At 72.4% G+C, this 26,346-nt stretch carries 23 protein-coding genes, 1 tRNA gene and 1 pseudogene; 16 read left to right on the top strand and 9 right to left on the bottom strand.

What is annotated here, in order from left to right; genetic code table 11:
- The first annotated feature begins 90 nt into the window (after positions 1–90).
- The 3 genes from EPA64_RS05830 to EPA64_RS05820 all read left to right on the top strand — a co-directional run bounded on the left by EPA64_RS05830 (position 91) and on the right by EPA64_RS05820 (position 2,486).
- Positions 91–600 (top strand): YsnF/AvaK domain-containing protein, encoded by a 510-nt coding sequence (locus EPA64_RS05830; RefSeq protein WP_134725300.1) that lies wholly within the window; start codon positions 91–93, stop codon positions 598–600.
- Positions 601–650: 50 nt separating this feature from the next.
- Positions 651–1,589: a YsnF/AvaK domain-containing protein gene (locus tag EPA64_RS05825; protein WP_134725299.1), complete on the top strand. Its 939-nt coding sequence runs from the start codon at positions 651–653 to the stop codon at positions 1,587–1,589.
- Between the two features lie 165 nt (positions 1,590–1,754).
- Positions 1,755–2,486, top strand: coding sequence for a Crp/Fnr family transcriptional regulator (locus EPA64_RS05820; RefSeq protein ID WP_134725298.1), 732 nt, complete (start codon positions 1,755–1,757; stop codon positions 2,484–2,486).
- Between the two features lie 39 nt (positions 2,487–2,525).
- Here EPA64_RS05820 and EPA64_RS05815 read toward each other — a convergent pair whose 3' ends face one another.
- Both EPA64_RS05815 and EPA64_RS05805 read right to left on the bottom strand, forming a co-directional pair.
- A complete protein-coding gene (locus tag EPA64_RS05815; protein WP_246026630.1) occupies positions 2,526–3,581 on the bottom strand; it encodes an extensin-like domain-containing protein in 1,056 nt (351 codons plus the stop codon).
- The gene (locus EPA64_RS05805) at positions 3,578–5,056 is read right to left on the bottom strand and encodes a L,D-transpeptidase family protein (RefSeq protein ID WP_246026629.1); all 1,479 of its coding nucleotides are present in this window, start codon (positions 5,054–5,056) and stop codon (positions 3,578–3,580) included. Before EPA64_RS05805 ends, EPA64_RS05815 begins: the two co-directional genes overlap by 4 nt.
- Before the next feature lie 170 nt (positions 5,057–5,226).
- Here EPA64_RS05805 and EPA64_RS05800 point away from each other — a divergent pair, with 170 nt between their 5' ends.
- Positions 5,227–6,021 (top strand): oxepin-CoA hydrolase, alternative type, encoded by a 795-nt coding sequence (locus tag EPA64_RS05800; RefSeq protein WP_134725297.1) that lies wholly within the window; start codon positions 5,227–5,229, stop codon positions 6,019–6,021.
- 18 nt (positions 6,022–6,039) lie between these two features.
- On the opposite strand, the gene EPA64_RS05795 is transcribed toward EPA64_RS05800, so the two are convergent.
- Positions 6,040–6,819, bottom strand: coding sequence for a GntR family transcriptional regulator (locus EPA64_RS05795; protein WP_134725296.1), 780 nt, complete (start codon positions 6,817–6,819; stop codon positions 6,040–6,042).
- A gap of 158 nt (positions 6,820–6,977) precedes the next feature.
- On the opposite strand from EPA64_RS05795, the gene EPA64_RS05790 reads away from it, so the two are divergent.
- The 6 genes from EPA64_RS05790 (at position 6,978) to EPA64_RS05765 (ending at position 13,204) form a co-directional block, all read left to right on the top strand.
- Positions 6,978–8,183, top strand: a complete 1,206-nt coding sequence (locus tag EPA64_RS05790; RefSeq protein ID WP_134725295.1) for an MFS transporter — start codon at positions 6,978–6,980, stop codon at positions 8,181–8,183.
- Between the two features lie 106 nt (positions 8,184–8,289).
- Positions 8,290–9,693: an allantoinase PuuE gene (puuE, locus tag EPA64_RS05785; RefSeq protein ID WP_134725294.1), complete on the top strand. Its 1,404-nt coding sequence runs from the start codon at positions 8,290–8,292 to the stop codon at positions 9,691–9,693.
- A 165-nt stretch (positions 9,694–9,858) separates the two neighbouring features.
- On the top strand, positions 9,859–10,767 hold the full coding sequence (locus EPA64_RS05780) for a bifunctional allantoicase/(S)-ureidoglycine aminohydrolase (RefSeq protein WP_134725293.1): 909 nt from the start codon (positions 9,859–9,861) through the stop codon (positions 10,765–10,767).
- A 58-nt stretch (positions 10,768–10,825) separates the two neighbouring features.
- On the top strand, positions 10,826–11,305 hold the full coding sequence (locus tag EPA64_RS05775) for an ureidoglycolate lyase (RefSeq protein ID WP_134725292.1): 480 nt from the start codon (positions 10,826–10,828) through the stop codon (positions 11,303–11,305).
- Positions 11,302–11,985 carry a ribonuclease HII gene (locus tag EPA64_RS05770; RefSeq protein WP_134725291.1) on the top strand — a complete coding sequence of 228 codons (684 nt, stop codon included), beginning with the start codon at positions 11,302–11,304 and terminating at the stop codon, positions 11,983–11,985. The genes EPA64_RS05775 and EPA64_RS05770 overlap by 4 nt, the downstream gene beginning before the upstream one ends.
- 94 nt (positions 11,986–12,079) lie before the next feature.
- Positions 12,080–13,204 (top strand): site-specific DNA-methyltransferase, encoded by a 1,125-nt coding sequence (locus EPA64_RS05765; protein ID WP_134725290.1) that lies wholly within the window; start codon positions 12,080–12,082, stop codon positions 13,202–13,204.
- A 188-nt stretch (positions 13,205–13,392) separates the two neighbouring features.
- Here EPA64_RS05765 and EPA64_RS05760 read toward each other — a convergent pair whose 3' ends face one another.
- Positions 13,393–14,514, bottom strand: a complete 1,122-nt coding sequence (locus EPA64_RS05760) for an alkane 1-monooxygenase (protein WP_134725289.1) — start codon at positions 14,512–14,514, stop codon at positions 13,393–13,395.
- Positions 14,515–15,420: 906 nt separating this feature from the next.
- Between EPA64_RS05760 and EPA64_RS05755 the strand changes: the two genes are divergently transcribed.
- The 3 genes from EPA64_RS05755 (at position 15,421) to argF (ending at position 17,725) form a co-directional block, all read left to right on the top strand.
- Positions 15,421–15,505: transfer RNA gene (locus EPA64_RS05755), tRNA-Leu, on the top strand.
- A gap of 18 nt (positions 15,506–15,523) precedes the next feature.
- A complete protein-coding gene (gene rocF, locus EPA64_RS05750) occupies positions 15,524–16,441 on the top strand; it encodes an arginase (protein ID WP_134725288.1) in 918 nt (305 codons plus the stop codon).
- Positions 16,442–16,798: 357 nt separating this feature from the next.
- The gene (argF, locus tag EPA64_RS05745; RefSeq protein ID WP_134725287.1) at positions 16,799–17,725 is read left to right on the top strand and encodes an ornithine carbamoyltransferase; all 927 of its coding nucleotides are present in this window, start codon (positions 16,799–16,801) and stop codon (positions 17,723–17,725) included.
- Positions 17,726–17,922: 197 nt separating this feature from the next.
- Here the strand turns inward: argF and EPA64_RS05740 are convergent, their stop codons facing one another.
- Positions 17,923–18,960 carry an A/G-specific adenine glycosylase gene (locus EPA64_RS05740; protein ID WP_134725286.1) on the bottom strand — a complete coding sequence of 346 codons (1,038 nt, stop codon included), beginning with the start codon at positions 18,958–18,960 and terminating at the stop codon, positions 17,923–17,925.
- Between the two features lie 69 nt (positions 18,961–19,029).
- On the opposite strand from EPA64_RS05740, the gene EPA64_RS05735 reads away from it, so the two are divergent.
- The 3 genes from EPA64_RS05735 to EPA64_RS05725 are packed head-to-tail and all read left to right on the top strand — an operon-like array spanning position 19,030 to position 21,440.
- The gene (locus tag EPA64_RS05735) at positions 19,030–19,605 is read left to right on the top strand and encodes a DUF721 domain-containing protein (protein WP_425467014.1); all 576 of its coding nucleotides are present in this window, start codon (positions 19,030–19,032) and stop codon (positions 19,603–19,605) included.
- The gene (locus EPA64_RS05730) at positions 19,602–20,306 is read left to right on the top strand and encodes a DsbA family protein (protein WP_134725285.1); all 705 of its coding nucleotides are present in this window, start codon (positions 19,602–19,604) and stop codon (positions 20,304–20,306) included. The genes EPA64_RS05735 and EPA64_RS05730 overlap by 4 nt, the downstream gene beginning before the upstream one ends.
- A gap of 9 nt (positions 20,307–20,315) precedes the next feature.
- Positions 20,316–21,440, top strand: coding sequence for a CaiB/BaiF CoA transferase family protein (locus EPA64_RS05725; RefSeq protein ID WP_134725284.1), 1,125 nt, complete (start codon positions 20,316–20,318; stop codon positions 21,438–21,440).
- Here EPA64_RS05725 and lpxK read toward each other — a convergent pair.
- The 4 genes and pseudogenes from lpxK to metG form a co-directional block, all read right to left on the bottom strand.
- The gene (gene lpxK / locus EPA64_RS05720) at positions 21,437–22,477 is read right to left on the bottom strand and encodes a tetraacyldisaccharide 4'-kinase (protein ID WP_425467017.1); all 1,041 of its coding nucleotides are present in this window, start codon (positions 22,475–22,477) and stop codon (positions 21,437–21,439) included. The two genes, EPA64_RS05725 and lpxK, sit on opposite strands and share 4 nt — an antisense overlap.
- Positions 22,478–22,479: 2 nt before the next feature.
- Complete coding sequence (locus EPA64_RS05715; RefSeq protein ID WP_134725282.1) at positions 22,480–23,682, bottom strand: glycosyltransferase N-terminal domain-containing protein; 1,203 nt, start codon at positions 23,680–23,682, stop codon at positions 22,480–22,482.
- Positions 23,683–23,691: 9 nt separating this feature from the next.
- Complete coding sequence (locus EPA64_RS05710) at positions 23,692–23,940, bottom strand: DUF4170 domain-containing protein (protein WP_134725281.1); 249 nt, start codon at positions 23,938–23,940, stop codon at positions 23,692–23,694.
- Between the two features lie 433 nt (positions 23,941–24,373).
- Positions 24,374–26,090, bottom strand: a pseudogene (metG, locus tag EPA64_RS05705) (methionine--tRNA ligase).
- Between the last annotated feature and the right edge of the window lie 256 nt (positions 26,091–26,346).

Here is a 26,346-nt window from a genome sequence, read left to right as displayed (position 1 = left end):
GCGTCGGGAACCGATGGGTCCGTCGCAAGTTGATCCGGCGAACCGCAGAAAGGCGGGGGCCGATGCCTTCCGGCCCGCAGGGAACCGATCATGACGGACACGCCGGACCAGCCGGCCGCACAGCGTGCGGCACGGACCGATGACTTCACGGCCACGACCACGACCCCGTCGCGTTCCGCGGACGATGGGCGCGGCGACCTTGCCCCGGCCGACCGGGCGATGGACGACGCGCAGGTGATCGAGGTCGTGGCCGAAACCGCCCAGGTGCGGGTCGAGCGCCGCGAAACCGGCGGCGTCCGCGTCCAGCTTGTGACCGAGGCCGAGGAGACCCTGATCCCCGCCACCACCCGCCGCGAGACGGTCGAGGTCACGCGCCACCCGGTCAACCGTGTGGTCGATGCCGCGCCCGAACCCCGGACCGAGGGCGACGTGACCATCCTGTCCGTCGTCGAGGAACAGCCCGTCGTGACCACCCGCCTGGTCGTGACGGAAGAAATCCGCATCCGGCGCGTCGCCCAGACCAGCGACGACGCCGTGGCGGTGACGCTGCGCCGCCAGCGCGCCGTCATCTCGCGCCTGGATGACCCGGACGCGACCTGACAGGGCCGTCCGGCCCTGCCCACCTGCAGTTTCACCAGAGGAAGACCGCAATGACCGACTATGACACCTTTTCCACCTCGGGCGCGTCGCGCAGCCTGTCGGCCATGTTCGACAACCGCGCCGAGGCCGACCGCGCCGTCGCCGCGCTGGCCGCCGCGGGCATCGCCGACGTCGTGCTGACCGGGGGCGACAACGCGGGCTATGGCGCGGTCGAGCGGACCGGCGACGCCCGCCGCGACGACAACCGGGGATTCTTCGAATCCATCGGGGATTTCTTCTTTCCCGACGAGGACCGCTATAGCTATGCCGAAGGGCTTGGCCGCGGCGGGTATCTGGTGACGGTCCGCAACATCCCCGCCGCGCAATACGACACCGCGCTGGACATCCTGGACGACGAGGGCGCGGTCGACATGGATGCGCGCGAGCAGGAATGGCGCGCCGAAGGCTGGACCGGCTATGACCGCGACGCCCTGGACAGCGGCAGCCTGGCCGCGGGCGGCGTGGGCGCCGGCAGCCTCAGCGCGGACAGCCTTGGCGCCGGCAGCCGTGTCGCGGGCAGCATGGCCGACGATCGCACCCGCCTTGAGGGCGACACCAACGCCGACGGCGTGATCGACGTCGTCGAGGAACGCGTGATGATCGCCAAGCGCGAGACCGAGGGCGGGCGCGTCCGCGTCCGGTCCTATGTCACGGAAACCCCGGTCGAACAGGACGTCGAACTGCGCACCGAACGGGTGAACGTCGAACGCCGCCCCGTGGACCGGCCCGCCGGCGACGCGGCCTTTGCCGACCGCACGCTTGAGGCGCGCGAATACAGCGAAACGCCCGTCGTCCACAAAGAGGCCCGCGTCGTCGAAGAGATCGCGCTGAACAAGGACGTGGAAACCCGCGTCGAGACGGTCCGCGACAGCGTCCGCAAGACCGAGGTCGAGATCGAGGACGACCGCGGCACCCTGACCGGGCGCGACGACGACCTGACCCGCCGCTGACCCGACCCGCCGCGGGCGGGCGGCATCGACAACCGGGGCGGCCGAAAGGTCGCCCCGCCTGCCGTCCCGCGCGGGGCGCGACCAACAAATATCAAGATGCCCGGGCTTGCCCGCGCGTCAACTGTTTGGAACATCCTTGGGACGCGGCCCGAGGATATCAGACAAATGGCGCTGACCGAATACTTCATCCGTTATCTTCAGCGCCGCGACACGCTGACGGATGAGGATCTGGTCCGCCTGCGCCAGATCCCCACGACCACCGCGCTGTTCGAATCCGGCCAGACCATCGTCGCCGCCGGCCGCGACCACACCCGCAGCTGCCTGCTGCTGAGGGGGATGGCCGCGCGCGCCCACACGCTGCCCGCCCGAACGCAGCAGCGCGTCGTGACGGCGCTGCATGTGCCGGGCGATTTTGTCGATCTGCATGGTTTCGTGCTGTCGGGGCTGGATCATTCCGTCGTCTCGGTCGGCCCGTCCGAGGTCGAGTTCATCGACCACGCCCATCTGACCAGGATCACCGAGAACCATCCCCACCTGACCCGCCTGCTGTGGATGTCCACCGTCATCGACGGCGCGATCCACCGGCGCTGGCTGGTGGCGTCGAACGCGCTGCGTTCGACCGCGCATCTGGCCCATCTGCTGTGCGAGGTCTATACGCGGCTGTCCACCGTCGGCGCGGCCCGCGACCTGCGGCTGACGCTGCCCCTGCTGCAGCGGGAACTGGCGGACGTGCTGGGGTATTCCTCGATCCACATCAACCGGGCGGTGCGCGACCTGCGCGACCGCGGGCTGGTGGCCTGGGCGGGCACCGACATCCGCATCCTGGACTGGGCCGGGCTGTGCGGGCTGGCGCGGTTCGACCCGGTGTATCTGGAACTGGAACACCGCCGCCGCTGACCGGACGCGGGGCCGACGCTGACCGAACCGGGGGCGCGGCTATTGGCACAGCCGGAATCCGCCCCGGCGCGCCTTGATGTCCAGATGCAGGTGGTCGTCGTGGGCGTCGTTGCTGCCCGGCCCCAGCACGGTCGCAAAGAACAGGCAGGCCGACCCCTGCACCGCGTTCTGGAACGCCTCGGCCATGTCGCCCCGGCCTTGGCGCGGGGCGACCGGCAGGGTCGTCCCGTCGTCCAGCCGGAACCCCGCGATGTCCACCGCATTGCCGGTGGCGTGTTCCGACAGCCGCGCCGCGCCGCCGCCGCCCACCACCGGCCGGCACTGATAGGTCGAACCCGGCACCAGCCCCACGATCCGTGGCGCGCCCGGCAGATGCGCGGCGGCGGGCAGCACGATCTGGTCCATCCACCGCGCCAGCGCGCGCGCCGTGTCGCAGCGCATGACCGCGCCGCCGTCGATGGGGATGCCGGGCAGGATCGCGTCCACGCGCACCGGCCGCGCGATGCCGCAATCGCGCTGGCCGGGGTCGGTGACGGGCGGCGCCTCGGACACGCGCGCGCCCATGATGAACAGCTCCAGCCGGCAGGCGGAATGGGTGAAGTCGTCCTCGCGCAGCGTCTGCGGCACCGGCGGCGGCAGCGGTCCGGCGGGCGGCGTCGCGGGCTGGGCCTCGGGTGCGTCGGGCGGCGGGATCAACGCGCCCTGGCTGACCGGGGCGGGCGCGTCGGAACCGGATGTCGCCGCGCCGGGTGCCGCGATCAGCGCGCCTTGACTGACCGGCGCGGGCGTGTCCGTGCCCGGCGCAGCCCCGCCACGCCCCGAGGCCGACGGCGGGATCAGCGCGCCCTGGCTTGGCGGGACCGGGGCGTCGGGACCGGGCATCGCCTCGGGCGGGATCAGCCGTCCCTGGCTGAGGCCCTGCGGCCGGGGTGGCGGCGGCTCGGCGCCGGGCGGGGGCGCCGGGCCGGACAGGGCGGACGGGCGCGGGGCAGGGGCCTCGGCCGTGTCGGCGGCGGCCGGGGCGCGCGTGGGTTGGGCGGCCGCCGGCCATGCTGCCAGCGCCAGGGCGGCAGCGGCGGCGGCCGCCCGGATCACAGGCCCGGCCCCGAGGCCGCGGCGTCGGCCGGCGGCAGGGCTTGCGTGGCCACCGGCGCGGCGGGTGTGACGGGCGTCACGGGCGTCACGGGCGTCACGGGCGTCACGGGCGGCACCGGGGCCACAGGCGCGCCCGATTGCGGCTGCAGCGCGCCGCCGGTCGCGGTGGTCAGCGCCTGGTTCAGCGCGTCGGCCACGGCGGGCAGCGTGGCGTCCGCCCCCCCGGCCGCGCCGGACATCGGCGCGCCCGCGTCGGCGGCAACGCCCGCCGCGGACAGGGCGTCCGCCGGGGCCGCGGCCGTCACCGGCACCACGGTCGCATCGGCCCCGACACCCCCCAGCCGCAGCGGGCGCGGCGCGGGCTTGCCGGCGGCCAGCGCCAGCGCCGCCCCGTCCACCGCAACCCCGTCCGCGCCCGTCGCGGGCATGGCGGGCTGCACCGCCGGCGTCACGTCGGCGATCCGCAGGCCGGGGGCCAGGAACTCGACCACCGTCTGGTTCGGGATGACCATGCCGCCCAGTTCGGTCGCGTCCCAGTTCGTCAGCCGCACGCAGCCGTTCGACTGGTTCACGAACAGCCGCGACGGCGTAGGCGTGCCGTGGATGCCATAGGTCGGCTGGCTGAGGTCGATCCACATGTTGCCGACCGGCCCGTTCGGCCCCGGCGGCACGCGCAGCACCTTGTCGTTGTCGCCCTGCTTAAAATTGAGGTTCGGATTATAGGTATAGTCCGGGTTCTTGGCGACCGCCGTCACCGTGTGGGTGCCGTGGGGCGAGGGCGTGGCCGCCGACCCGACGGTCGCCGGGTAATCGACGACCAGCCGGCCGCCCGCGTCATAGGCGGCGACGCGGCCCGATTCCTTGTCCACGATGATGCGCGTGACCTTGGTCCTGATCGGCTTGGCCGGGACCACGACCTTGATCGTGGCGCCCGGCTGGAACGCCACGCCGGGGTTCAGCTGGGCCAGGAACTTTTCGTCCATGTGGAACTTTTCGGCCAGCTTTTCGGTGACCGAGGTATAGCCCATCGACGTCATCGCCGCCTTTTCGGCATAGTCGGCGGGAATGCTGTCCACCAGACCCTGCGCGTCCTCCTCGGCGATGGTATAGTCGGCGGTGACCGGCATCTCGCCCAAAGGTTGCAGCAGCGCCCAGACCGCCGGGTCCAGGCGGCCGTCCACCGGCAGGCCGCTTTTGCGTTCGAACGCGCGCAGCGCGCTGTCGGACATGCCGCCGCGGAACCCGTCCACCACGCCCGGCGACACGCCCGCCCGGTCCAGCAGCACCTGCACCCGCGCGGTCAGCGCCGACTGCCCGGACGGCAGGTCGCCGGTGCCGGAAAACACCGCCGTCTCGATGTCGGCGGCGGTCATCGGCACGCGCGCCGATTGCGCCCCGGCGGCGGCAGGGGCCAGCGCCAGCGCCACGGCAAGGGTCAGGGGGGCTGCGGGCAGCGTCAGGGTCGCGCGGGGCATCAAGGTCTCCGATCCATATCCGGGCACAACCATGCCGGTTGCGGCCGGTCGCGCCAAGACCGCAAGGGTCAAGAATGGTTGACCCGTGGCGTCTGCGTGACGCGGGGTGCGGCTTGCGCGCGGGCGGGCCAGCCGCGAGACTGCCGGCACCGGAACGCCAAGGACGCCCCATGACCGACACCTGCGAGATCATCGACCAAGGCACCCACCTTGTCGTCGTCAACCGCAACCCCGCGCGGCGCAACGCGCTGACGCCCGGGTTCTATGCCGGGCTGCGGCAGGCGCTGGCGCAGGCGGCCGACCAGCCGCGCGTGGGCGCGGTGGTGCTGACCGGGGCCGAGGGGTTCTTTTGCGCCGGTGGCGACCTGACGATGCTGATCCGCGCCCAGCAGATGACGGAAGACGCGCGCCGCGCCGAAATCGGCGACCTGCAATCGCTGGTCCGGTCGATCATGGACTGTCCCCGCCCGGTCATCGCCGCGGTCGAGGGCGGGGCTGCGGGGGCCGGGTTCTCGCTGGCGATGGCCTGCGACCTGATCATCGCGGCCGATGACGCCCGGTTCACCGCCGCCTATGTGAACGCCGGGCTGATCCCCGACGGCGGGCTGACCGGCAGCCTGACCGCCGCGCTGCCCCCGGCGCTGGTGGCCGAGCTGTGCCTTGGCGGCCAGCCGGTCGCGGCGACCCGCCTGCACGCGCTGGGCGCGATCAACGCCGTGACGCCGCCCGGACAGGCCCGCCCCGCGGCCGAGATGGTGGCAGCCCAGCTGGCCCAGGGTCCGGCCGAGGCGCAGGCCGCGATCAAGGCGCTGGTCGTCGGCGCCCGGCGCGCGCTGATGGACCGCCAGCTTGACGCCGAGGTGCCCGCGATGGCCCGCGCCCTTGCCGCCCCCGAGGCGGCCGAGGGCATTGCCGGGTTCCTGGAAAAGCGCCGCCCCGGTTTCGCCGCGCTGCGCCGTGGCTGACCGGCGCGGCCGCCGGCGTCAGAACAGCGGGTTGCGGACCACGACCTCGGGGTGGAAGACGTAACGCACGCTGGTCAGCGGCTGCGCGTCGATCCACGAGCAGGTGTCATAGACGATCACCGGCGCCTCTTGCGCGCATTCCAGCGCCTCGGCGGCCTGTTCCTGCCCCGCGGTGGACGCCGAGACGCGGATTTCCGCGTGGGTCAGGCGCGACCGCATCCACAGCCAGTCGCTGGCGCAGGTCGTCGCCAGCACCGCGTCGGTCATCTGCGGCACCAGCGCCATGTTGGTGAACCGCCGTTCGTGGCAGAATGCGTGATCGTCGGCCAGGAACATCGCCTGAGTCTCGCGCACCCGGGCGGGTTCGCGGGCCATCAGCCGCACCAGCATGGCGTGGGTCGCAGAACCCGCGCGCCCGCCCAGAAAGCGATAGCCAAAGCGGCGGCCCTCGCCCTCGATCAGGGTGCGCAGCACCGGGCGCGACAGGTCCGACCCGTGTTCCATCGCCAGCGCCACGCGGGTGCCGACGCGGCGGCGGCGTTCGACCACGCCCCGGTCGGCCAGATCGGTCAGCGCCCGGTTCACCGTGGCGCGGGCGCAGCCCATCTCGGCGGCCAGCTGTTCTTCGGTGGGGATCAGGTCGCCGGGGGGATAGACCCGCCGCTTGATCCGCGCCAGGATCTCGCGCTGGACCGATTGCCAGGTCAGCGCGCGCCGGACCGCCCGCGCGCCCGCCGCATGGGGGCCGCTGTCGCGGGGCGCTGCGGCCCTGTCCGGTCGCTTTGTCGTCGTGTCCATCGCGTTCCATTCTTTTCGGGGAACTATATCCACGGCCCGCCCGGCGGGTGAACTTGTCGAAATGGCCAGCCCCGCGCCGGGGGTGCGGGAAAGGTTGACTCTGCCCCCGCCGAGGATTGATCTGCCCCCGGCACTGGTGCGGGCGCAGGGGGCGGATGATGACGGCAGTGACGACGGACCATGCGCCCCGCGCGGCAGCGGGGCCGCACTGGATCGTGCTGGGCGCGCTCAGCCTGTGCCACATGGTCAACGACATCCTGCAATCGCTGCTGTCGGCGATCTATCCGCTGCTGAAAGCCGAGTTCGCGCTGAGCTATGCGCAGATCGGGATGATGACCTTCGCCTTCCAGGTCACGGCCTCGCTGCTGCAGCCGGCGGTGGGGCTGGTCACCGACCGCCATCCGATGCCCAAGTCGCTGGCGCTGGGGATGTTGGCCAGCTTCGTGGGCGTGCTGACGCTGGCCTTCGCGCCCGAATACGGCTGGCTGCTGGCGGGGGCGATGCTGATCGGCTTGGGCTCGGCCATCTTCCACCCGGAAAGCTCGCGCGTGGCGCGGGCGGCGTCGGGGGGCCGTTTCGGCACCGCGCAGTCGCTGTTCCAGCTGGGCGGCAACGGCGGGCAGGCGCTGGGCCCGCTGCTGGCGGCGTTCCTGGTCGTGCCGCTGGGACGGGGCGTCCTGGGCTGGGTCGGGCTGATCGCTCTGGCCGGCGCGGGCGTGCTGTGGCGGGTCGGCCGCTGGGCCGAGGGGCGGCGCCGCGCGGGCGCGCTGCGCGGCCACCCCGGGCCGGCGCTGGCGCGCAGCCGCATCGTGATGGCGATCGGGGTGCTGGCGGTGCTGTCGATGACCAAGGCCTTCTACATGGCCAGCCTGTCCAGCTATTACACGTTCTTCCTTATCGACAAGTTCGGGGTCAGCACGCAGGTCTCGCAGGTGATGCTGTTCCTGCTGCTGTTCGGGTCCGCCGCGGGGGTGATGCTGGGCGGGATACTGGGCGACCGGGTCGGCACGCGCCGGGTGATCTGGTTCTCGATCCTCGGCGTGCTGCCGTTCTCGCTGCTGATGCCGCATGTGGGGCTGGCGGCGACCGGGGTTCTGACGGTGCTTGTGGGCGCGATCATGGCGTCGGCCGCGCCCGCCATCGTGGTCTTTGCGCAGGAACTGGTGCCCGGCCGCACCGGGCTGATCGCGGGGCTGTTCTTCGGCTTTGCCTTCGGCATGGGCGGCATCGCGGCGGCGGTGCTGGGGCAGGTCGCGGACGTCCACGGCATCCGCTTCGTGTTCCTGATCTGCTCGGTCCTGCCGGTGCTGGGGCTGCTGACGGTGTTCCTGCCGCGCCCCATGCAGATGGTGCCCGCGCGCTGAGCGCGCCCGGCCGACATTGCCGCCAGCCGGAAAGCCGCGACGCCCCGGCTGGACAAGCGCCGCCGCCCGCGTGACCTTGCGCGCGCAGGACGACGAGGGATCACCGATGCGATACAGCCGCGACATGCGAGGCCACGGGGCGGACGCGCCCGATCCGCAATGGCCGGGCGGGGCGCGCATCGCCGTCCAGATCGTCGTGAACTATGAAGAGGGCGGCGAGAACAGCGTCGAACACGGCGACGCCGCGTCCGAGGCGTTCCTGTCGGAGATCGTCGGCGCCCAGCCCTGGCCGGGGCAGCGCCACTGGAACATGGAAACCATCTACGACTATGGCGCGCGGGCCGGGTTCTGGCGGCTTTACCGGATGCTGGAGGGGCTGCCGGTCACCTGCTATGGCGTGGCCACGGCGCTGGCCCGCAACCCCGAACAGACCCGCGCGATGATCGACGCGGGGTGGGAGATGGCGACCCACGGGCTGAAGTGGATCGACTATCGGGACGTCCCGCGCGAGATCGAGGCCGAGCATATCCGGCAGGCGGTCGCGCTGCACACCCATGTCACCGGCGCGCGCCCGCTGGGGTTCTATCAGGGCCGCGCGTCGATGAACACGGTGGCGCTGGGCTGCGAGGAGGGCGGGTTCGAATATCTCGCCGACAGCTATGCCGACGAACTGCCGTTCTGGCACGTCCACGATGGCCGCCCGCAGCTGATGGTGCCCTATACGCTGGACGCCAACGACATGCGGTTCGCCAACGGCGGTTTCTCGAACGGCGAGGAGTTCTTCCTGTATCTGCGCGACAGCTTCGACTGCCTGTATCGCGAAGGGGCCGAGGGGCGGCCGCGGATGCTGTCCATCGGGCTGCACAACCGGCTGGCGGGCCGTCCCGGCCGGGCCGAGGGGCTGCGGCGGTTTCTGGACCACGCCCGCGCGCACGACGGCGTGTGGTTCGCCACCCGGCTGGACATCGCCCGCCACTGGGCGGCGACGCATCCGTTCCGCGCGGGCGAACGGCCGTCGGGGATGGACCGCGCGGCGTTCGTGAACCGCTTCGGCGGCATCTATGAACATTCCGCGTGGGTGGCCGAACGGGTCTGGGACGGCGATATGGGCGCGGCCCACGACAGCGCCGGCGGGCTTGCGGGCGCAATGGCGCGGGTGTTCCGCGCCGCGTCCGCGGACGAACGGCTGGCCGTGCTGCGGGCCCACCCCGATCTGGCCGGCAAGCTGGCGGCCGCGAAACGCCTGACCGCCGAGTCCACCGCCGAGCAGGCCAGCGCCGGGCTGGACGCGCTGACCGACGCCGAACGGGCCGCGTTCACGCGCCTGAACGATGCCTATACGGACAAGCACGGGTTCCCCTTCATCATCGCGGTGCGCGACCACGACAAGGCGGGGATCATGCGCGCGATGGCCGCGCGGGTGGACAATGACAGCGCCACGGAACGCGCCGAGGCCGAGGCGCAGGTCATGCGCATCGCGGAACTGCGGCTGAGGGCCGCGCTGGAATAGGGGGGCGCTGCCCCCGCCGCGCTGGCGCGCGGCCCCCCCGGGATATTTGGACAAGGAAGATCGCGCGCGGCTGTTCTTCCTTGCTGAAATATCCTGGGGGGCGCGGGGGGCGAAGCCCCCCGGTGGGCGAAGTTCCCCGGCAGCTGCCACGAAAAGGAGAGAGCGATGATCGACGACACCACCCCCACCGGCAACCCCGCGCCCATCCCCGGCGAGGACGCGCCCGCCCCGCCCCCGTCGCGCTATGCCGGGCCGGTGGCCGGGCTGCCGCCGCAGACCGGGCTGACCACCGACACCGCGGTCCTGACCGACGCCTATGCCGTGATCCCGCGCAGCGTGATGCGCGACATCGTGACCACCTATCTGCCCGGCTGGACGGGCATGCGGATGTGGGTGCTGGCCCGCCCGATGACGGGGTTCGCCGAAACCTTCAGCCAGTATGTCGTGGAACTGGCCGAGGGCGGCGGCTGCGACACCCCCGAGGACGACCCGCGCGTCGAAAGCGCGCTGTTCGTCACCGGGGGCGAGCTGGACGTGACCATCGACGGCGCCTGCCACCGCCTGACGCCCGGCGGGTTCGCCTATGTGCCGCCCGGTGCCGCCTGGTCGGTCCGCAACGCGACGCCCGGCAACGCGGGGTTCCACTGGTTCCGCAAGCTGTGGCAGCCCGCCGCCGGGGTGACGCCCCCCGACCCGGTGGTGGCGAACGAGAACGACATCCCGCCCAGCCCGATGCCCGACACCGAGGGCAGCTGGTCCACCACGCGGTTCGTGGCCCTGGACGACCTGCGCCACGACATGCACATCACCGTCGTGACCTTCACCCCCGGCGGCTCGATCCCCTTTGCCGAGACGCATGTGATGGAACACGGGCTGTTCGTGCTGGAGGGCAAGGCCGTCTATCGCCTGAACCGCGACTGGGTCGAGGTCGGCCCCGGCGATTTCATGTGGCTGCGCGCGTTCTGCCCGCAGGCCTGCTATGCGGGCGGGCCGGGGCGGTTCCGCTATCTGCTTTACAAGGACGTGAACCGCCACGCGCCGCTGTGGTTCGGCGCAGCCGGGCAGGGGCGATGAGCGCCCCAAGGACCGGGGCGCTGCCCCGGACCCCGGAGTATTTGCGCCAGGAGAATCCATGACCGCGATCCGCGCCGTTCCGATCACGCCCGAGGCGTTCGCGCCCTTCGGCGATCTGCTGGCCCCGCGCGACGCGCCCACGCGGCTGATCAACGCCGGGCGCTGCGAACGCCATCACGCGCTGGTGACGGTGGAACGCGGCGGCGGCGAGGCGGTGATTTCGATCTTTCGCAGCCAGCCGGTCAGCCTGCCTTATGACTGCGCGCTGCTGGAACGCCATCCGCTGGGGTCGCAGGCGTTCATGCCGCTGGGGCCGGACCCGTGGCTGTCGGTCGTGGCCCCCGACGCGGGCGGCCGCCCCGGCGCGCCGCTGGCGTTCATCGTGCCCGCCGGCATGGGCGTGAACCTGCGCGCGGGGGTCTGGCACGGGGTGCTGACGCCGCTGGACCGGCCCGCCGATTTCCTGGTGATCGACCGCGAGGGCGGGGGCGACAACCTTGAGGAGGTGGCGATCGAACCCGTCACCATCACCCGATGAAGGATCTGTTTCCCGGCGCGCCGGTGGCGAAGCCCCGGCCCAAGCGGCCCACGCGCCCGTCGCTGCGCCATGAAAAGGACTGCTGGGCCAGCGGCGCGACGCTGGTCTGCGGCGTGGACGAGGTCGGGCGCGGGCCGCTGGCCGGGCCGGTGACGGCGGCGGCGGTGATCCTGCCCGCGCGCGGCATCCCGCGCGGGCTGGACGATTCCAAGAAACTGTCGGCGGCAGAACGCGAACGGCTGGCGGCGCGCGTCATGGCCTGCGCCGACTGGGCCGTGGCCCACGCCTCGGTCGAGGAGATCGAGGCGCTGAACATCTATCACGCCGCGCATCTGGCGATGTGCCGGGCCGTCGCCGCGCTGCCGCGCGCGCCCTGCGTCGTGCTGGTGGACGGCAACCGCATCCCTCGCGATCTGGACCGCCCCGCGCGCGCCATCGTCGCAGGCGACGCGGCCAGCCTGTCCATCGCCGCCGCCAGCATCGTCGCCAAGGTGACGCGCGACCGCATCATGGTGGATTTGGCGCAACAGCACCCCGGCTATGGCTGGGAGGAAAACATGGGCTATCCCACGCCCGCGCACAAGCGCGCGCTGGCGGAAAGGGGGGTCAGCCCCCTCCATAGGCGGGGATTTCCGGCCATCCACAAGATGTTGTGTCCACAGCTAAACCTAAGTGACTGATTCAAAATAGTATTTGACGGCGAATCACCCGTGACTCATCTTGGCTTCGACACGACCGGCACCAAAAACCGCCGGCGAACCCGAGGCAGAGACGATGAAAACCGACCTGACGACCCGCCGCGCCGCGCGGCCCGCTGCGGTGTTGCCGCTGAACACCATCCTTGACGGCGATTGCGTCGCGGCGATGAACGCGCTGCCCGAGGCGTCGGTGGACCTGATCTTTGCCGACCCGCCCTATAACCTGCAATTGCGGGGCGAGCTGCACCGCCCCGACCACAGCCGCGTCGATGCGGTGGACGACCACTGGGACCAGTTCGGCAGCCTTGCCGCCTATGACGCGTTCACCAAGGCGTGGCTGGCGGCGGCGCGCCGCCTGCTGAAACCGGACGGCGCGATCTGGGTGATCGGCAGTTATCACAACATCTTCCGCGTCGGCGCGGAACTGCAGAACCAGGGGTTCTGGCTGCTGAACGACGTCGTGTGGCGCAAGTCGAACCCGATGCCGAACTTTCGCGGCAAGCGGCTGACCAACGCGCACGAGACGCTGATCTGGGCGTCGAAAACCGAGGGCGCGAAATACACCTTCAACTATGAGGCGCTGAAGTCGCTGAACGAGGGCATCCAGATGCGCTCGGACTGGACCCTGCCGATCTGCACCGGGGCCGAGCGGATCAAGGGCGACGACGGGGCCAAGGCGCATCCGACGCAGAAACCCGAAAGCCTGCTGCACCGGATCATCGTCGGCACCACCAACCCCGGCGACGTGGTGCTGGACCCGTTCTTCGGCACCGGCACCACCGGCGCCGTCGCCAAGATGCTGGGCCGCGACTATATCGGGATCGAGCGTGAGGCGGCTTACCGTGAGGTCGCGGGACGTCGCCTGTCCCGCGTCCGCCGCCTGGACGCGAGCGCCTTGGCCACCACCGGCAGCAAGCGGGCCGAGCCGCGCGTGCCCTTTGGCCAGGTCGTCGAACGCGGCATGCTGCGCCCGGGCGAGGAGCTGGTGTCCGTCAACGCCCGCCACAGCGCGCGGGTGCGGGCCGACGGCTCGCTGATCGGGCGCGACGTCAAGGGCTCGATCCACCAGGTCGGCGCCGCGCTGGAGGGGGCGCCGTCCTGCAACGGCTGGACCTATTGGCATTTTCGCCGCGACGGGCAGATGATCCCCATCGACATTCTTCGCCAGCAGATCCGCGCGGAACTGGCCGCCGCGGGCTGACGACCGGGTCGCCGGTGTCTCGGGCGCGCAAGGTCCGACCTTGCGCCACGGGACGGACTTGCCCCGCCGGGTCCGCCCGGCGGGGCTTTTTTCCGCCCTTGCGCCGGAGCGCGCCCCGTGCGCGCTGCCGACAAGGGCTGGCAGGTTGCCGGCGGCATCGGGGCCGCAGGGGGCCGCACCGCTCGCCCCTAAAGCGCCCGGCGCGGCATCGGGTTCTCGCCCCGGTTATACGGCCCCCAGTCGGTCACGTCGGGATAGAACTGCCGCCGCCATGCCCGCACGCGGGGGTTCATCCGCCGCCGCCACCACGGCGGGACCATCGCCACGAAGGTCATCGCCGGATACCCGAGGGGCAGTTGCGGGGCCTGATCCTCGGCATAGGTCTGCAGCAGGGGGAACCGCCGGTCGGGTTTGTAGTGGTGGTCGGAATGGCGCTGCAGATTGATCAGCAGCCAGTTCGACGCCGTGTGGCTGGCATTCCAGCTGTGGCGCGGCAGGACGTGTTCATACCGCCCGTCCCCCAGATGCCGCCGGGTCAGGCCGTAATGCTCGACATAGTTCGTCAGCTCAAGCTGCCAGACGGCGACGAAGGCCTGGAAGGCGAACAGCGCCACGCCTTGCCAGCCGCCCAGCACGGCGGCCAGCGCCAGCATCGCCCCTTGCAGCGCCGCGTATCGCCAGAACGGGTTGCGCCGGTCCCACCACGGCCGCCCCAGCCGCGCCAGCAGCCGCGCTTCCGCCGCCCAGGCGGATCGCGGGCAGTCGGCCAGCACGCGGGCGAAATAGCGAAAGAACCCCTCGTTATAGCGCGCCGACACCGCGTCGCGGGGGGTGGCGACCCAGGCGTGATGGACCAGCAGATGTTCGGTGCGGAAATGCGAATACAGCGTCATCGCCAGCAGCAGGTCGCCCAGGGCCCGCTCCCACGCGGGTTTCTGGTGCAGCAGCTCGTGCGCATAGACCATGCCGATGGTGCCCGACATCACGCCGAGGCCGAAGAACAGGCCCAGCCTCTCCCACCCGCCCAGGGGGGCCGTGTGGGTCACGTGCCAGATCGCCCAGAAGACCACCGCGGCCTGCACGGGAAACCAGATCACGGTGATGGCGCGGTGCCAGCGCAGCTGCGCGGTGGGCGTGTCGGGGTCGGGGTTGTCCGGGTTCAGCCCCAGCACCCCGTCCAGCGCGGTGACCAGATACCACGCGCAGGCGGGCATCAGCACCCACCACCAGCCGCCCCGCAGGGTCGCCAGCACGGCCAGCGGCACCAGCATCAGCGACATCCAGAACGGCAGGGCGGATCGCAGCGTCATGGCGGCGTTCTAGCGGCTTCAGCCCGCCGGGGGAACCGGGCGCGGGGCGCTCGGGGTGCCGCAGGCGGCGGGCCGGTTGCGGCTGTTTGCCCGCCGGGGGAACCGGGCGCGGGGCGCTCGGGGTGCCGCAGGCGACGGGGCGGTTGCTGCTTCAGCCCGCCGGGGGAACCGGGCGCGGCGCGGGGTGCCGCACGTGACGGGCAGGGTCCAGCTGTTTGCCCGCCGGGGGAACCGGGCGCGGGGCGCTCGGGGTGCCGCAGGCGACGGGGCGGTTGCTGCTTCAGCCCGCCGGGGGAACCGGGCGCGGCGCGGGGTGCCGCACGTGACGGGCAGGGTCCAGCTGTTTGCCCGCCGGGGGAACCGGGCGCGGGGCGCTCGGGGTGCCGCAGGCGACGGGGCGGTTGCTGCTTCAGCCCGCCGGGGGAACCGGGCGCGGCGCGGGGTGCCGCACGTGACGGGCAGGGTCCAGCTGTTTGCCCGCCGGGGGAACCGGGCGCGGGGCGCGCGGGGTGCCGCAGGCGGCGGGCCGGGTCCGGCTGTTTGCCCGCCGGGGGAACCGGGCGCGGGGCGCTCGGGGGGCCGCAGGCGACGGGGCGGTTGCTGCTGCAGCCCGCCGGGGGAACCGGGCGCGGCGCGGGGTGCCGCGCGTGGCGGGCAGGGTCCAGCTGTTTGCCCGCCGGGGGACCCGGGCGCGGGGCGCTCGGGGTGCCGCAGGCGACGGGGCGGTTGCTGCTTCAGCCCGCCGGGGGAACCGGGCGCGGCGCGGGGTGCCGCAGGTGGCGGGCAGGTTCCAGCTGTTGCCTGCCGGGGGAACCGGGATGGCGGCGCAAGCTGCCGCAGTCGGCGGGGCGGGCGCGGCCGTGGACCCTTGCCGGCCGGCGCGCGGCCCCTTACCCCTGACCCGGCGCGGGCGTGGCGGAATGGTAGACGCATGGGACTTAAACTCCCTGGGCCTCTGGCCGTGCGGGTTCAAGTCCCGCCGCCCGCACCACGCCAAACGGGGGAAACGATGACCCATTGCATCCTGATCGGCGCGCCGGTGGACAGCGGCCAGCAGCGGCCCGGCTGCCTGATGGGACCGGCCGCCTATCGCGTCGCGGGAATCGCGCGGACGCTGGCCGCGCTGGGCCACACGGTCGAGGACATGGGCGACATCGACCCCGGCCCCTCGGGGACCGAGACCAGCGCCAACGCCGCCGTGCGCCACCTGCCCGAAACGCTGGGCTGGACCCGCGCGCTGGCCGCCGCCGGCCGCGCGGCGCTGGCGCGGGGAATGCCGGTGTTCCTGGGCGGCGATCATTCGCTGTCGCTGGGATCGGCCGCCGCCGCCGCCCACGCGGCCGAGGCCGGGCGGCCGCTGTTCGTGCTGTGGCTGGACGCGCACAGCGACATCCACAGCGTCGAGACGACCGAATCGGGCAACCTGCACGGCACGCCCGTCGGCTATCTGGCCGGCCACGCGGGGTTCGACGCGTTCCCTCCGTTTCCCGCCCCGGTGCCGGAGGCCAACATCTGCCTGTTCGGCATCCGCAGCGTCGATCCGGCGGAACACGCGGCGCTGGCGGCGACCGACATCGTGGTCAACGACATGCGGGTGCTGGACGAATACGGCTTTGCCGTGCCGATGCGGGCTTTTCTTGAGAAGGTGCGCGCCGCGGACGGGATGCTGCACGTCAGCCTGGACGTGGATTTCCTCGACCCCTCGGTCGCGCCTGCGGTGGGCACCACGGTCCCCGGCGGCGCGACCTTCCGCGAGGCGCATCTGGTCTGCGAACTGATCCACGAAAGCGGGCTGATGACCTCGCTGGACTTGGTCGAGCTGAACCCGTTCCTGGACGAAAAGGGCCGCACCGCGCGGATGATGGTCGATCTGGTCGGCAGCCTGATGGGCCGCAAGGTGTTCGACCGTCCGACGCGGGCGGGCTGACGCGAGGGCAGGCCGGGGCGCTGCCCCGCTGGGGCTTCGCCCCTGGCCCGCTGAAAACGGTCCACCGGACCGTTTTCCGGGCGTTCGCCAGCCCGGGATACTTGAGGCCAGAAGATGGGGCAGGGCGCGGGCGTCGGGGGGCTTGACCGCGCCCCCCTCGCCCGGTGAAGTGCCGCGATCATGTGTAAGCCCGCACGATCAGCTGTTCGCTTCCTGCCTCGGCCCCCCTGCGCGGCCGAACGCGGCACGCGCGCGCACCGACGAGCCTGACCGGACCGGCACCCCGCCCCCCGGCCTTTTCCCGGCTGACCCCCGATCCCGGCTCCGCCCCCCCGGACGCGACCCAACAGGCAGATCATGAACAGCTTTCTCGACATTCACACGACCTCGAAATCCGACCTGCGGGCGATCATCGACACCGCGCGCCGGATGAAGGACGCCCGCGACGGCGCCCCCAAGGGCACCCCCGACGCCGAACAGCCGCTGGCGAACCGCATGGTCGCGCTGATCTTCGAAAAACCCTCCACCCGCACCCGCGTCAGCTTTGACCTGGGCGTGCGGCAGATGGGGGGCCAGACGATGGTGCTGTCGGGCCAGGAGATGCAGCTGGGCCACGGCGAGACCATCGCCGACACCGCCCGCGTCCTGTCGCGTTACGTGGACCTGATCATGATCCGCACGTTCGAGGAGGCGACGCTGCAGGAGATGGCGGAATACGCCAGCGTCCCGGTCATCAACGGGCTGACCAACCGCACCCACCCCTGCCAGATCATGGCCGACGTGATGACGTTCGAGGAACATCGCGGCCCGATCGCGGGGCGCAAGGTCGTCTGGTCGGGGGACGGCAACAACGTCTGCGCCAGCATGATCCAGGCGGCGGGGCAGTTCGGCTTCGACTTCACCTTCACCGGGCCGCCGCCCCTGGACCCGGAACGCGAGTGGCTGGAGTTCGCCCGCGCCCAGGGCGTCCGTGCCGAAATCGAGCGCGACCCCGCCCGCGCGGTCGAGGGCGCGGACCTGGTCGTCACCGACACATGGGTCAGCATGCACGACCCGCAATCGGCCAAGGAACGCCGCCACAACCAGCTGCGCGGCTATCAGATCAACGAATCGCTGATGGCGCAGGCCAAGCCCGACGCGCTGTTCATGCACTGCCTGCCCGCCCACCGCGAGGACGAGGTGACCTCGGCCGTGATGGACGGCCCGAACAGCGTCGTCTGGGACGAGGCCGAGAACCGCCTGCACGCGCAAAAGGCGGTGATGCGCTGGTGCCTGGGGGTCTGAGGGTGCCGGGGGGCTTTGCCCCCGGCCGCTGGCGCGGCCTCCCCCAGGATATTTTGGGCCAAGAGATCACTGGCGTTGCGGGCCGCACGGATCGCGCGTTGGAACGGCGCCGGGTTCGCGGCCGGGGTTGCGGATGCCGGGGCGGGAGCGCGTGCGGTTTCCGGTGGCAGCCCCGGCGGGCGGCGGCAAACCGGCGTTCATTCCGCCAGCGCCCAGACCTTGCGCATCAGCCCCGGCAACGTCAGCGGATCGAACCCTTCGCGCGAAACCACCTCTCCGCGCGCAGGATTGCGCAGTCGCGCGCGCAGCACCGTCAGACGCAGCTCGAAATGGGTGAAGACGTGGCGCACCTCGCCCAACGCCTGCCAGCCGCCGTCCTGCGGCGGCGGCAGCTCGCTGCCGTCCCACCCGGTCGAGGGGAAGGCGAGCGTCCCCCCCAGCAGCCCGCGCGCGGGGCGGCGTTCGACCAGCACGCCGGTCGCGTCCAGCGCGACCCAGGCGGTGCCGGTGCGGACGGGACGCGGCGCTTTCGGGGCGCGGCGGGGCAGGTCGGCGGCGATGCCTTGCGCGCGGGCCGCGCATATCTGCGTCAGCGGGCAGATGCCGCAGGCCGGGCGGCGCGGGGTGCAGATCGTCGCGCCCAGGTCCATCATCGCCTGCGCGAAATCGCCCGGCCGGTCGGCGGGGGTCAGGGTCGCGGCCAGCGCCGTCAGCTCTCGCCTTGCCGCCGGCAGCGGGGTCTGCACGGCGAAGAGGCGCGCCACCACGCGTTCGACGTTGCCGTCAACCACCGTCTCGGCCCGGCCAAAGGCGATGGCGGCGATCGCGGCCGAGGTATAGGCGCCGATCCCCGGCAACGCCGCCAGCCCCTCGCGCGTGTCGGGGAACCCGCCCGCCGCCGCGACGGCGCGGGCGCAGGCGACCAGGTTGCGGGCGCGGGCGTAATAGCCAAGCCCCGCCCATTCGGCCATCACCCGCGCCTCGTCCGCGCGGGCCAGCGCCTGCACGTCCGGCCACAGCGCGGTGAAGCGGTCGAAATAGCCGCGCACCGCCGCCACCGTCGTCTGCTGCAGCATGATTTCCGACAGCCACACGCGATAGGGATCGGCCCCCGTCCCGCCCGGCGGCACCCGCCAGGGCAGCACCCGGGCGTGGCGGTCATACCAGACCAGCAACCGCGCCGCGACATCGCCGTCGCCCGCGCGATGGTCACGCAAACTTTCCCGTTTCGTCATGGGCGCCGGTCTGGCATCCCTTGCAACGCCGGTCCAGAGTGCGCCGGCAATCCTTTGCGTCGGAACCAGATGGCCCGTGCCGCGCCCCAGACCCCCACCCGGCCCAAGGCCGAGGACCGCCCGGCCCGCCGCCGGATGCGGGGGTTCGAGGCCGCCGCCCTGCTGGTCGCGACCGACATCCGCCGCGGCGCGGAAAAGCGCGGCTTTGCCGTCGCCCGCCTGCTGACCCACTGGCCCGAGATCGTGGGCGCGCAGACGGCGGCCCATACCCGCCCGGTCAAGGTCAGCCACGGCAAGGGCATGGGCGCCACGCTGACCCTGCTGACCACTGGCGCGCAGGCGCCGCTGGTGCAGATGGACCTGCCGCGCATCCGCGAACGGGTGAACGCCTGCTATGGCTTCAACGCGGTGTCGCGCGTCGTCGTGACCCAGACCGCCGCCACCGGCTTTGCCGAGGGGCAGGCGAGCTTTGACCACGCCCCCGCCGCCCGCCGCCGCACGGCCCAGCCCAGCCCCGAACGGCAGGCGCAGGCCGAGGTTCTGGCGGCGCAGTTTTCCGATCCGGCGCTTGCCGGGGCCATGCGCCTGCTGGCGCTGAACACGCTGTCCCGCCGGGACGCCAACGACCGAAAGGCCACCTCATGACCCTGACGATCCGCCGCCTTGCATCGGCCGCCGCGCTGGCCGCGCTGATGGGCGGGCTGCCCGCCGCCGCGCAGACGACCGCCGCGCCCGCGCCCGCGCCCGCCCCGGCCGAGGCCGCGACCGCCGCGACCCCCGCCGTCCTGCCCGACATCGTGCTGGGCGAGGCGTCGGCGCCGCTGACCGTGATCGAATACGCCAGCTTTACCTGCTCGCACTGCGCGGCGTTCCACGCCGACAGCTTCGGCACGCTCAAGTCCGAATACATCGACACCGGCAAGGTCAAGTTCATCCAGCGCGACGTCTATTTCGACGAGATCGGCCTGTGGGCCGGCATCCTGGCCCACTGCGGCGGCGACGACAAATACTACGCAGTGGCCGACATGCTGTTCGACGAGCAGGAGACCTGGCTGAACGCCAAGACCGGCGAGGAATACGCCGCCAACCTGCGCAAGATCGGCGCCAAGGCCGGGTTCACGCCCGAACAGATGGACGCCTGCTGGGCCGACAAGGCGCAGGTGGAACGGCTGATCGCCACCTTCCAGGCCAATGCCGTCGCCGACGGGATCGAGGGCACGCCGACGTTCATCATCGGGGGCGAAAAGGTGCAGAACCAGCCTTGGGACCAGCTGAAGGCCAAGATCGACGAAAAGCACGCCGCGGCCGTGGCCGCCGCGCCCGCCGCCCCCGCCGCGTCGAACTGAGACGGCGCCGTGTCGTCGCCGCTGGCCGGGATCAGGGTCGTCGAGCTGGCCCGCATCCTGGCCGGTCCCTGGGCCGGCCAGATCATGGCCGACCTGGGGGCCGAGGTCGTCAAGGTCGAATCGCCCGAGGGTGACGACACCCGCCAGTGGGGCCCGCCCTTCATCGAGAGGACGGCCCCGGACGGGACGGTGGACCGCTCGGCGTCGTATTTCCACGTCGCCAACCGCGGCAAGCGGTCGGTCGTCTGCGATTTCCGCACGCCCGAAGGGCAGGCCCGCGTCCGCGAGCTGGTCGCCGACGCCGATGTGGTGATCGAGAACTTCAAGGTCGGCGGGCTGGCCCGCTATGGGCTGGACTGGCCGTCGCTGCGCGAGGTCAACCCGCGGCTGGTCTATTGTTCCATCACCGGCTTTGGCCAGACCGGGCCTTATGCGGGGCGCGCGGGATACGACTATATCCTGCAGGGCATGTCGGGGTTGATGAGCGTGACGGGCGACCCCGCCGGACAGCCGCAAAAGACCGGCGTTGCCATCGTGGACCTGTTCACCGGCGTCTATGCGGTGGTGGGCGTGCTGGCCGCGCTGCACCAGCGCCAGGCGACCGGGCGCGGGCAGCAGGTGGACATGTCGCTGATGGACGTGGCGACGGCGATGACCGCCAACCAGGCGATGAACTATCTGGCGACGGGCAGGGTGCCGGGGCGTATCGGCAACACCCATGCCAATATCGTGCCCTATGCGGTGTTCGACTGCGCCGATGGCTGGATCATCATCGCCACCGGCAACGACGGCCAGTATCGCCGCCTGTGCGAGGTGCTGGGCCTGCCCGCGCTGGCCAATGCGCCCGACTATGCGACAAACGCCGCGCGCGTGGCCAACCGCGACGCGCTGACAGCGGCGCTGGGCGCGGTCATGCGGGGGCGGACCCGCGACGACCTGCTGGCGGCGCTGGAACAGGCGGGCGTGCCCGCCGGGCCGATCAACGACATGGCCGACGTCTTCGCCGACCCGCAGGTGATTGCCCGCAAGCTGCGCATCGACCCCGAAGGGGTGCCGGGCGTCCGCACGCCCATCGTGTTCTCGGACGCCGAACTGTCGCTGGACCGCGCCTCGCCCGGGTTGGGCCAGGGTTAGGGGGCGCTGCCCCCAAGCGGCCCGTGCGGGCCGCTTTCCCCCGGAGTATTTGCGCCAAGCAGAAACAGCCGGTCCAGGATCGCATCCAGTGGCGCGGGATCGTCCAGCCGCAGCCGGACGGGAAGGGTCAGCACCTTTGGCCTGAACCGGCGCGGCAGGCGGGCTGCGTCCTTTTCGGTGGTGACAAGCTGCGCGCCGGTCAGCCGAGCCTCGGTTTCCAGCCGCGTCAGCATCTGCGGCGAGAACGGCTGGTGGTCGGCCAGCGCCTCGGCCCGGACGACATCGGCGCCAAGGCCGCGCAGGGTGGCGAAGAACTTGCCGGGATGGCCGATCCCGGCGAAGGCCAGCGCCCGCAGCCCCGCCCAGTCCATCCCGGTCCGCAGCGGTTCCAGCCGCCCCGTCAGGCGCGGCACCGGCAGGGCGGGCCAGCGCGCCGTGAACGCCGCCTGCGCGGGCGCGTCGCCGATGGTCAGCACCAGATCGGCGCGGGCCAGCCCCGCCGCCACGGGTTCACGCAGCGGCCCCGCCGGCAGGCAGCGCCCGTTGCCCCAGCCGCGCGCGGCGTCCGCCACCACGATCGCAAGGTCCAGCGCCAGCGCCGGATCCTGAAAGCCGTCGTCGAGAATGATCGCCTGCGCGCCGCCGGCCACCGCCGCGCGGGCGCCCGCGGCCCGGTCGCGCGCCACCCAGACGGGGGCGAAGGCCGCCAGCAGCAGCGGCTCGTCCCCCACCTGCGCGGCGGTGTGGGCGCGTTCATCGACGCGCAGGGGGCCGGTCTCGGACCCGCCGTGGCCGCGGCTGACCACATGCGCCGCGATGCCGCGCGCGGCCAGCCGTTCGATCAGGGCGATGACGGTGGGCGTCTTGCCGGTGCCGCCCGCGTTCAGGTTGCCCGCGCAGATCACCGGCACGCCGACGCGCGCGCGCGCGCCCCTTGCCAGCCGCCGGGCCGTGGCGCGGGCGTAAAGCGCGCCCAGCGGCGCCAGCGCCGCCGCCGCCAGCCCCGGCGGGCGGTCCCAGAAGGCGGGGGGGCGCAGGCTCAACCCCGCGCCTCGGGCAGGTCGGACAGCACCGCCTCGGCGATGCGGCGGATGACGGCGGCGCCGTCGGTGGCGACGGTCCAGGCGGCATGGGCCAGCGCCGCGGCCTGGTCGGGGGCGGTCAGATCCTCGACCGCGGGACGTAGCGCGGCCGCGTTCGCGACCTTCCGCGCGGCGCGGGCGCGGTCCAGCGCGGTCCACTCGGCGCCGTGTTCGCCGGTCGCGGGGCCGTGGATGATGGCCGATCCCAGTCCCGCCGGTTCGAACGGGTGGCGGGCCGCGCCGCCCCCCGCCAGCGTGCCGCCCATGAAGGTGACGGGCGCCAGCCGATACCACAGCCCCAGTTCGGCGGCGTCGCCCGCAACCATGACCTGGACGCCCGGCCCCGGTTCCTCGTCGCGTTCGCGCCGCGCGACCGACAGGCCGCGCGCCTCGGCGGTCGAGGCGATGGCCTCGGCCTCGGCCGGGTCGGCGGGCGCGATCAGCAGCAGCGCGCGGTGGCGCGCCGTCAACAGCGCGGCATGGGCGTCCAGCACCGCGTCGGCCTCGGCCAGGGGCAGGGCGGCGGCCAGCCAGACGGGGCGGGCGTGCATCAGCGGGCGCAGCGCCTCGGCCTCGGGGCGGTTCACGGGGGGCGGGTCGATGACGGGGGACAGCGGGCCGGTGATGTCCACCCGCGCAGGCGCCAGGCCCAGGCGCAGCGCCTCGGCCCGGGTGGCGCGGTCGGGGACCAGCACGCGGGCGATGCGCGTGACCGGGCTGCGGGCGCGGCTGTCGTGCCACAGGCCGCGCTGGGTCGCGGGCGCGCGCGGGATCTGGCCCGCGACCAGCGTGACCGGCACGCCTGCGTCGTCGCAGGCAAAGACCAGCGCGGCCGGCACCGCGCCGTCGGTCAGCACCAGCGCCGCCGGGTCCAGCGCCGCCAGCAGCCGCCGCGACAGCGCGGCGTCAGGGGGCGGTTCGGGCAGCACCTGCGGCACGGCGGGGTCGCCGCGGTCCACCGCCACCGGCCCCAGCGCCCCCAGCCGCAGCCCCGGCCGCAGCCGCCGCAGCGCGCCCGCCAGCCCCGGCATCGCGTCCGACGGCCCGCAGATCAGCACCAGCGGCCCGTCGCCCGGCGGCGCGACCGGGTCCGGCGGGGTCGCCAAGGTCCGCGTCCCGCGCAGGTGGCGCCAGAACGCCAGGTCGGCCAGGCCGGACACGGGCGCCCCCTAGACGCCCAGTTCGCCGGTCGGACTGGCCTCGCGCGTTTCGTCGTGCAGGCGGTGCAGATGGGCGATGAAATAGCGCGTCTGGGCGCTGTCCACGGTGCGCTGGGCGTGCGTTTTCCAAGCCGCATGGGCGGCGGCATAGTCGGGGAAGATCCCCACGACATGGATGGCGGCGGGGTCGCGGAACACGGTCGAGCCGGTGCTCTCCAACTCTCCGCCAAAGACGAGATGCAGGCGCTGCTGGGTCATGCGAGGTTTCCTGTGGGGGCGCGGTCTGGCGCGGTCTGGCGCGGGATAGCGCGGCCCGGCCCCGAGACCAAGGTGAATTGAAACAAATGTGCAGCGTTCGGGGTTTGAACCGAATCGCGCGCCGGGGCATGACAGGGGCATCGGCCAGGACGGCTGAACCCGTTTCGGATCGCGTGTGGTGGCAGGGGGCACGCGGGGGGCGAGGGGTTCCGGTCCGGGGGGGCCGGAACCCCTTCGTTCACGGCGGGCCGGGGTGTTTGGGGGCCGGGGAGGCGTCTGGAATGACGGCGGCGGTTTTCCGAACCGTTGGCTCGGCGTGTCGCGCGCCGCGCGCGCAGCAAAACCGGCGCGAACGTCAGCCCCGCGGAACGTCAGCCCCGCGGAACGTCAGCCCCACGGAACGTCAGCCCCGCGGAACCCCAGCCCCAGCCCCTCAGTCCCGCACGCCCTGGAACCGCTGCTGCCAGTCCTCGCGGCTTTCGTCGGTGATCTTGGCGAACAGCACCTCGGGCACGTCAAAGCCGTGGCCGGGCGGCAGCAGCGCAAGGGCGGCCCCGACCTCGTCGGGCCAGCCGCGGTCATCGGTGCGCATCGCGGCCAGCATCGCATCCGCCGCGAACGGGATAAAGGGGGCCGACAGCACCGCGTAAAGCCGGATCAGGTTCAGCCCCAGCCGCACCTGCATTGCGGCGCGGTCGGGGTCGGTCTTGAACGTGGCCCAGGGCGCGGCCGACTGCAGGTATTCGTTGCCCAGAACCCAGATCGCGCGCAGCTCGGCGGCGGACTTGCGCACCTCCATCGCGGCCATGTGGGTTTCATAGGCGCGGATGCGGGTCGTCAGCGCGGCAATCAGCTCGCGCTCGGCCTCGCCGTGTTCGCCGCCGTCCGGGATCGTCTCGCCGAACCTGGACCGGCAGAACTTGGTGATGCGGCTGACGAAGTTGCCCAGCACGTCGGCCAGGTCCTTGTTCACCGAGGTCTGGAAGTTCTCCCACGTGAACTCGGCGTCGGACCCTTCGGGCGCATGGCTCAGCAGCCACCAGCGCCAGTAGTCGGCGGGCAGGATCTGCAGCGCCTGGTCCATGAACACGCCGCGCCCCTGCGAGGTCGAGAACTGGCCGCCGTCATAGTTCAGGTAGTTGAACGACTTGATGTAATCGACCAGCTTCCACGGCTCGCCCGACCCCATGATCGTGGCCGGGAAGGACAGCGTGTGGAACGGCACGTTGTCCTTGCCCATGAACTGGGTATAGGTCACGTCCCCCGCGCCGTGGTCCAGCCGCCACCAGCGCAGCCACGCCGCATCCGGCTCGCCCCGCGCGTCGGTCAGCTCCTTGGTGGCGGCGATGTATTCGATGGGTGCGTCGAACCAGACATAGAAGACCTTGCCCTCCATCCCCGGCCAGGGCTGGTCGCCCTTGCGGACCGGCACGCCCCAGTCGAGGTCGCGGGTGATGCCGCGGTCGCGCAGCCCCTCGCCGTCGTTCAGCCATTTGCGCGCGATCGAGGTGGTCAGGATCGGCCAGTCGGTCTTGCTGTCGATCCATTCGGCCAGCCGGTCCCTCAGCGCGGACTGGCGCAGATACAGGTGCTTGGTTTCCCGCACCTCAAGGTCGGTCGAGCCGCTGATGGCGGACCGCGGGTCGATCAGGTCGGTCGGGTCAAGCTGCTTGGTGCAGTTCTCGCACTGGTCGCCGCGGGCGCGGTCATAGCCGCAGTTGGGGCAGGTGCCCTCGATATAGCGGTCGGGCAGAAAGCGGCCGTCGGCGCGCGAATAGACCTGCCGTTCCGACACCTCGGCGATATAGCCGTTCTCGGCCAGCCTGCCCGCGAAATGCTGGGTCAGCCGGTGGTTCTGGGGCGACGACGACCGGCCGAACTTGTCGAAGGACAGGCCGAAGCGGCGGGCGATGTCGGCCTGGATGTCGTGCATCTCGGCGCAGAACACATCGACGGGCTTGCCCGCCTTGGCGGCGGCCAGTTCGGCGGGGGTGCCGTGTTCGTCGGTCGCGCAGATGAACATCACCTCGTGCCCGCGCGCGCTGATAGCGGGCGAACAGGTCGGCGGGCAACTGGCTGCCGATCAGGTTCCCCAGATGCTTGATGCCGTTGATATAGGGAATGGCCGAGGTGATGAGATGGCGGGGCATGTGCGTGTCCTGTGGGTCGGGGGTTGTTTATCCAAGCCGCCCCCGCAATGCCAGTGCGGCGGATGATGCGGGGGTGCGGCCGGATCGTGCGGGGGTGCGCCGTGAACGGTGCCCGGCGCGCGCGGGTGGGGCCTGGCCCGGGCGGCGTCGGGCGGCCAGTTCTCGTGTTCGGCGCGCGGGGGCGTGGCGAGCGGCTGCCCGTCGTCCTTGCCGCGTTTGTGGAATCGGGCGTCTGTCGCAGGTGCCCCCCCCGGCC

It is taken from the genome of Paracoccus luteus, assembly GCF_004522155.1.
Taxonomy (GTDB): domain Bacteria; phylum Pseudomonadota; class Alphaproteobacteria; order Rhodobacterales; family Rhodobacteraceae; genus Paracoccus; species Paracoccus luteus.
The sequence above is the reverse complement of the archived record's forward strand: the minus strand, read 5'-3'. Positions and strand labels throughout refer to the sequence as shown.

What these genes read in the sequence shown, in the direction of transcription:
- EPA64_RS05830 (WP_134725300.1), top strand. Translation starts at nt 91, where the DNA reads ATGACGGACACGCCGGACCAGCCGGCCGCACAGCGTGCGGCACGGACC.
- EPA64_RS05825 (WP_134725299.1), top strand. Translation starts at nt 651, where the DNA reads ATGACCGACTATGACACCTTTTCCACCTCGGGCGCGTCGCGCAGCCTG.
- EPA64_RS05820 (WP_134725298.1), top strand. Translation starts at nt 1,755, where the DNA reads ATGGCGCTGACCGAATACTTCATCCGTTATCTTCAGCGCCGCGACACG.
- EPA64_RS05805 (WP_246026629.1), bottom strand. Translation starts at nt 5,056, where the DNA reads ATGCCCCGCGCGACCCTGACGCTGCCCGCAGCCCCCCTGACCCTTGCC.
- EPA64_RS05800 (WP_134725297.1), top strand. Translation starts at nt 5,227, where the DNA reads ATGACCGACACCTGCGAGATCATCGACCAAGGCACCCACCTTGTCGTC.
- EPA64_RS05795 (WP_134725296.1), bottom strand. Translation starts at nt 6,819, where the DNA reads ATGGACACGACGACAAAGCGACCGGACAGGGCCGCAGCGCCCCGCGAC.
- EPA64_RS05790 (WP_134725295.1), top strand. Translation starts at nt 6,978, where the DNA reads ATGACGGCAGTGACGACGGACCATGCGCCCCGCGCGGCAGCGGGGCCG.
- puuE (WP_134725294.1), top strand. Translation starts at nt 8,290, where the DNA reads ATGCGATACAGCCGCGACATGCGAGGCCACGGGGCGGACGCGCCCGAT.
- EPA64_RS05780 (WP_134725293.1), top strand. Translation starts at nt 9,859, where the DNA reads ATGATCGACGACACCACCCCCACCGGCAACCCCGCGCCCATCCCCGGC.
- EPA64_RS05775 (WP_134725292.1), top strand. Translation starts at nt 10,826, where the DNA reads ATGACCGCGATCCGCGCCGTTCCGATCACGCCCGAGGCGTTCGCGCCC.
- EPA64_RS05770 (WP_134725291.1), top strand. Translation starts at nt 11,302, where the DNA reads ATGAAGGATCTGTTTCCCGGCGCGCCGGTGGCGAAGCCCCGGCCCAAG.
- EPA64_RS05765 (WP_134725290.1), top strand. Translation starts at nt 12,080, where the DNA reads ATGAAAACCGACCTGACGACCCGCCGCGCCGCGCGGCCCGCTGCGGTG.
- EPA64_RS05760 (WP_134725289.1), bottom strand. Translation starts at nt 14,514, where the DNA reads ATGACGCTGCGATCCGCCCTGCCGTTCTGGATGTCGCTGATGCTGGTG.
- rocF (WP_134725288.1), top strand. Translation starts at nt 15,524, where the DNA reads ATGACCCATTGCATCCTGATCGGCGCGCCGGTGGACAGCGGCCAGCAG.
- argF (WP_134725287.1), top strand. Translation starts at nt 16,799, where the DNA reads ATGAACAGCTTTCTCGACATTCACACGACCTCGAAATCCGACCTGCGG.
- EPA64_RS05740 (WP_134725286.1), bottom strand. Translation starts at nt 18,960, where the DNA reads ATGACGAAACGGGAAAGTTTGCGTGACCATCGCGCGGGCGACGGCGAT.
- EPA64_RS05735 (WP_425467014.1), top strand. Translation starts at nt 19,030, where the DNA reads ATGGCCCGTGCCGCGCCCCAGACCCCCACCCGGCCCAAGGCCGAGGAC.
- EPA64_RS05730 (WP_134725285.1), top strand. Translation starts at nt 19,602, where the DNA reads ATGACCCTGACGATCCGCCGCCTTGCATCGGCCGCCGCGCTGGCCGCG.
- EPA64_RS05710 (WP_134725281.1), bottom strand. Translation starts at nt 23,940, where the DNA reads ATGACCCAGCAGCGCCTGCATCTCGTCTTTGGCGGAGAGTTGGAGAGC.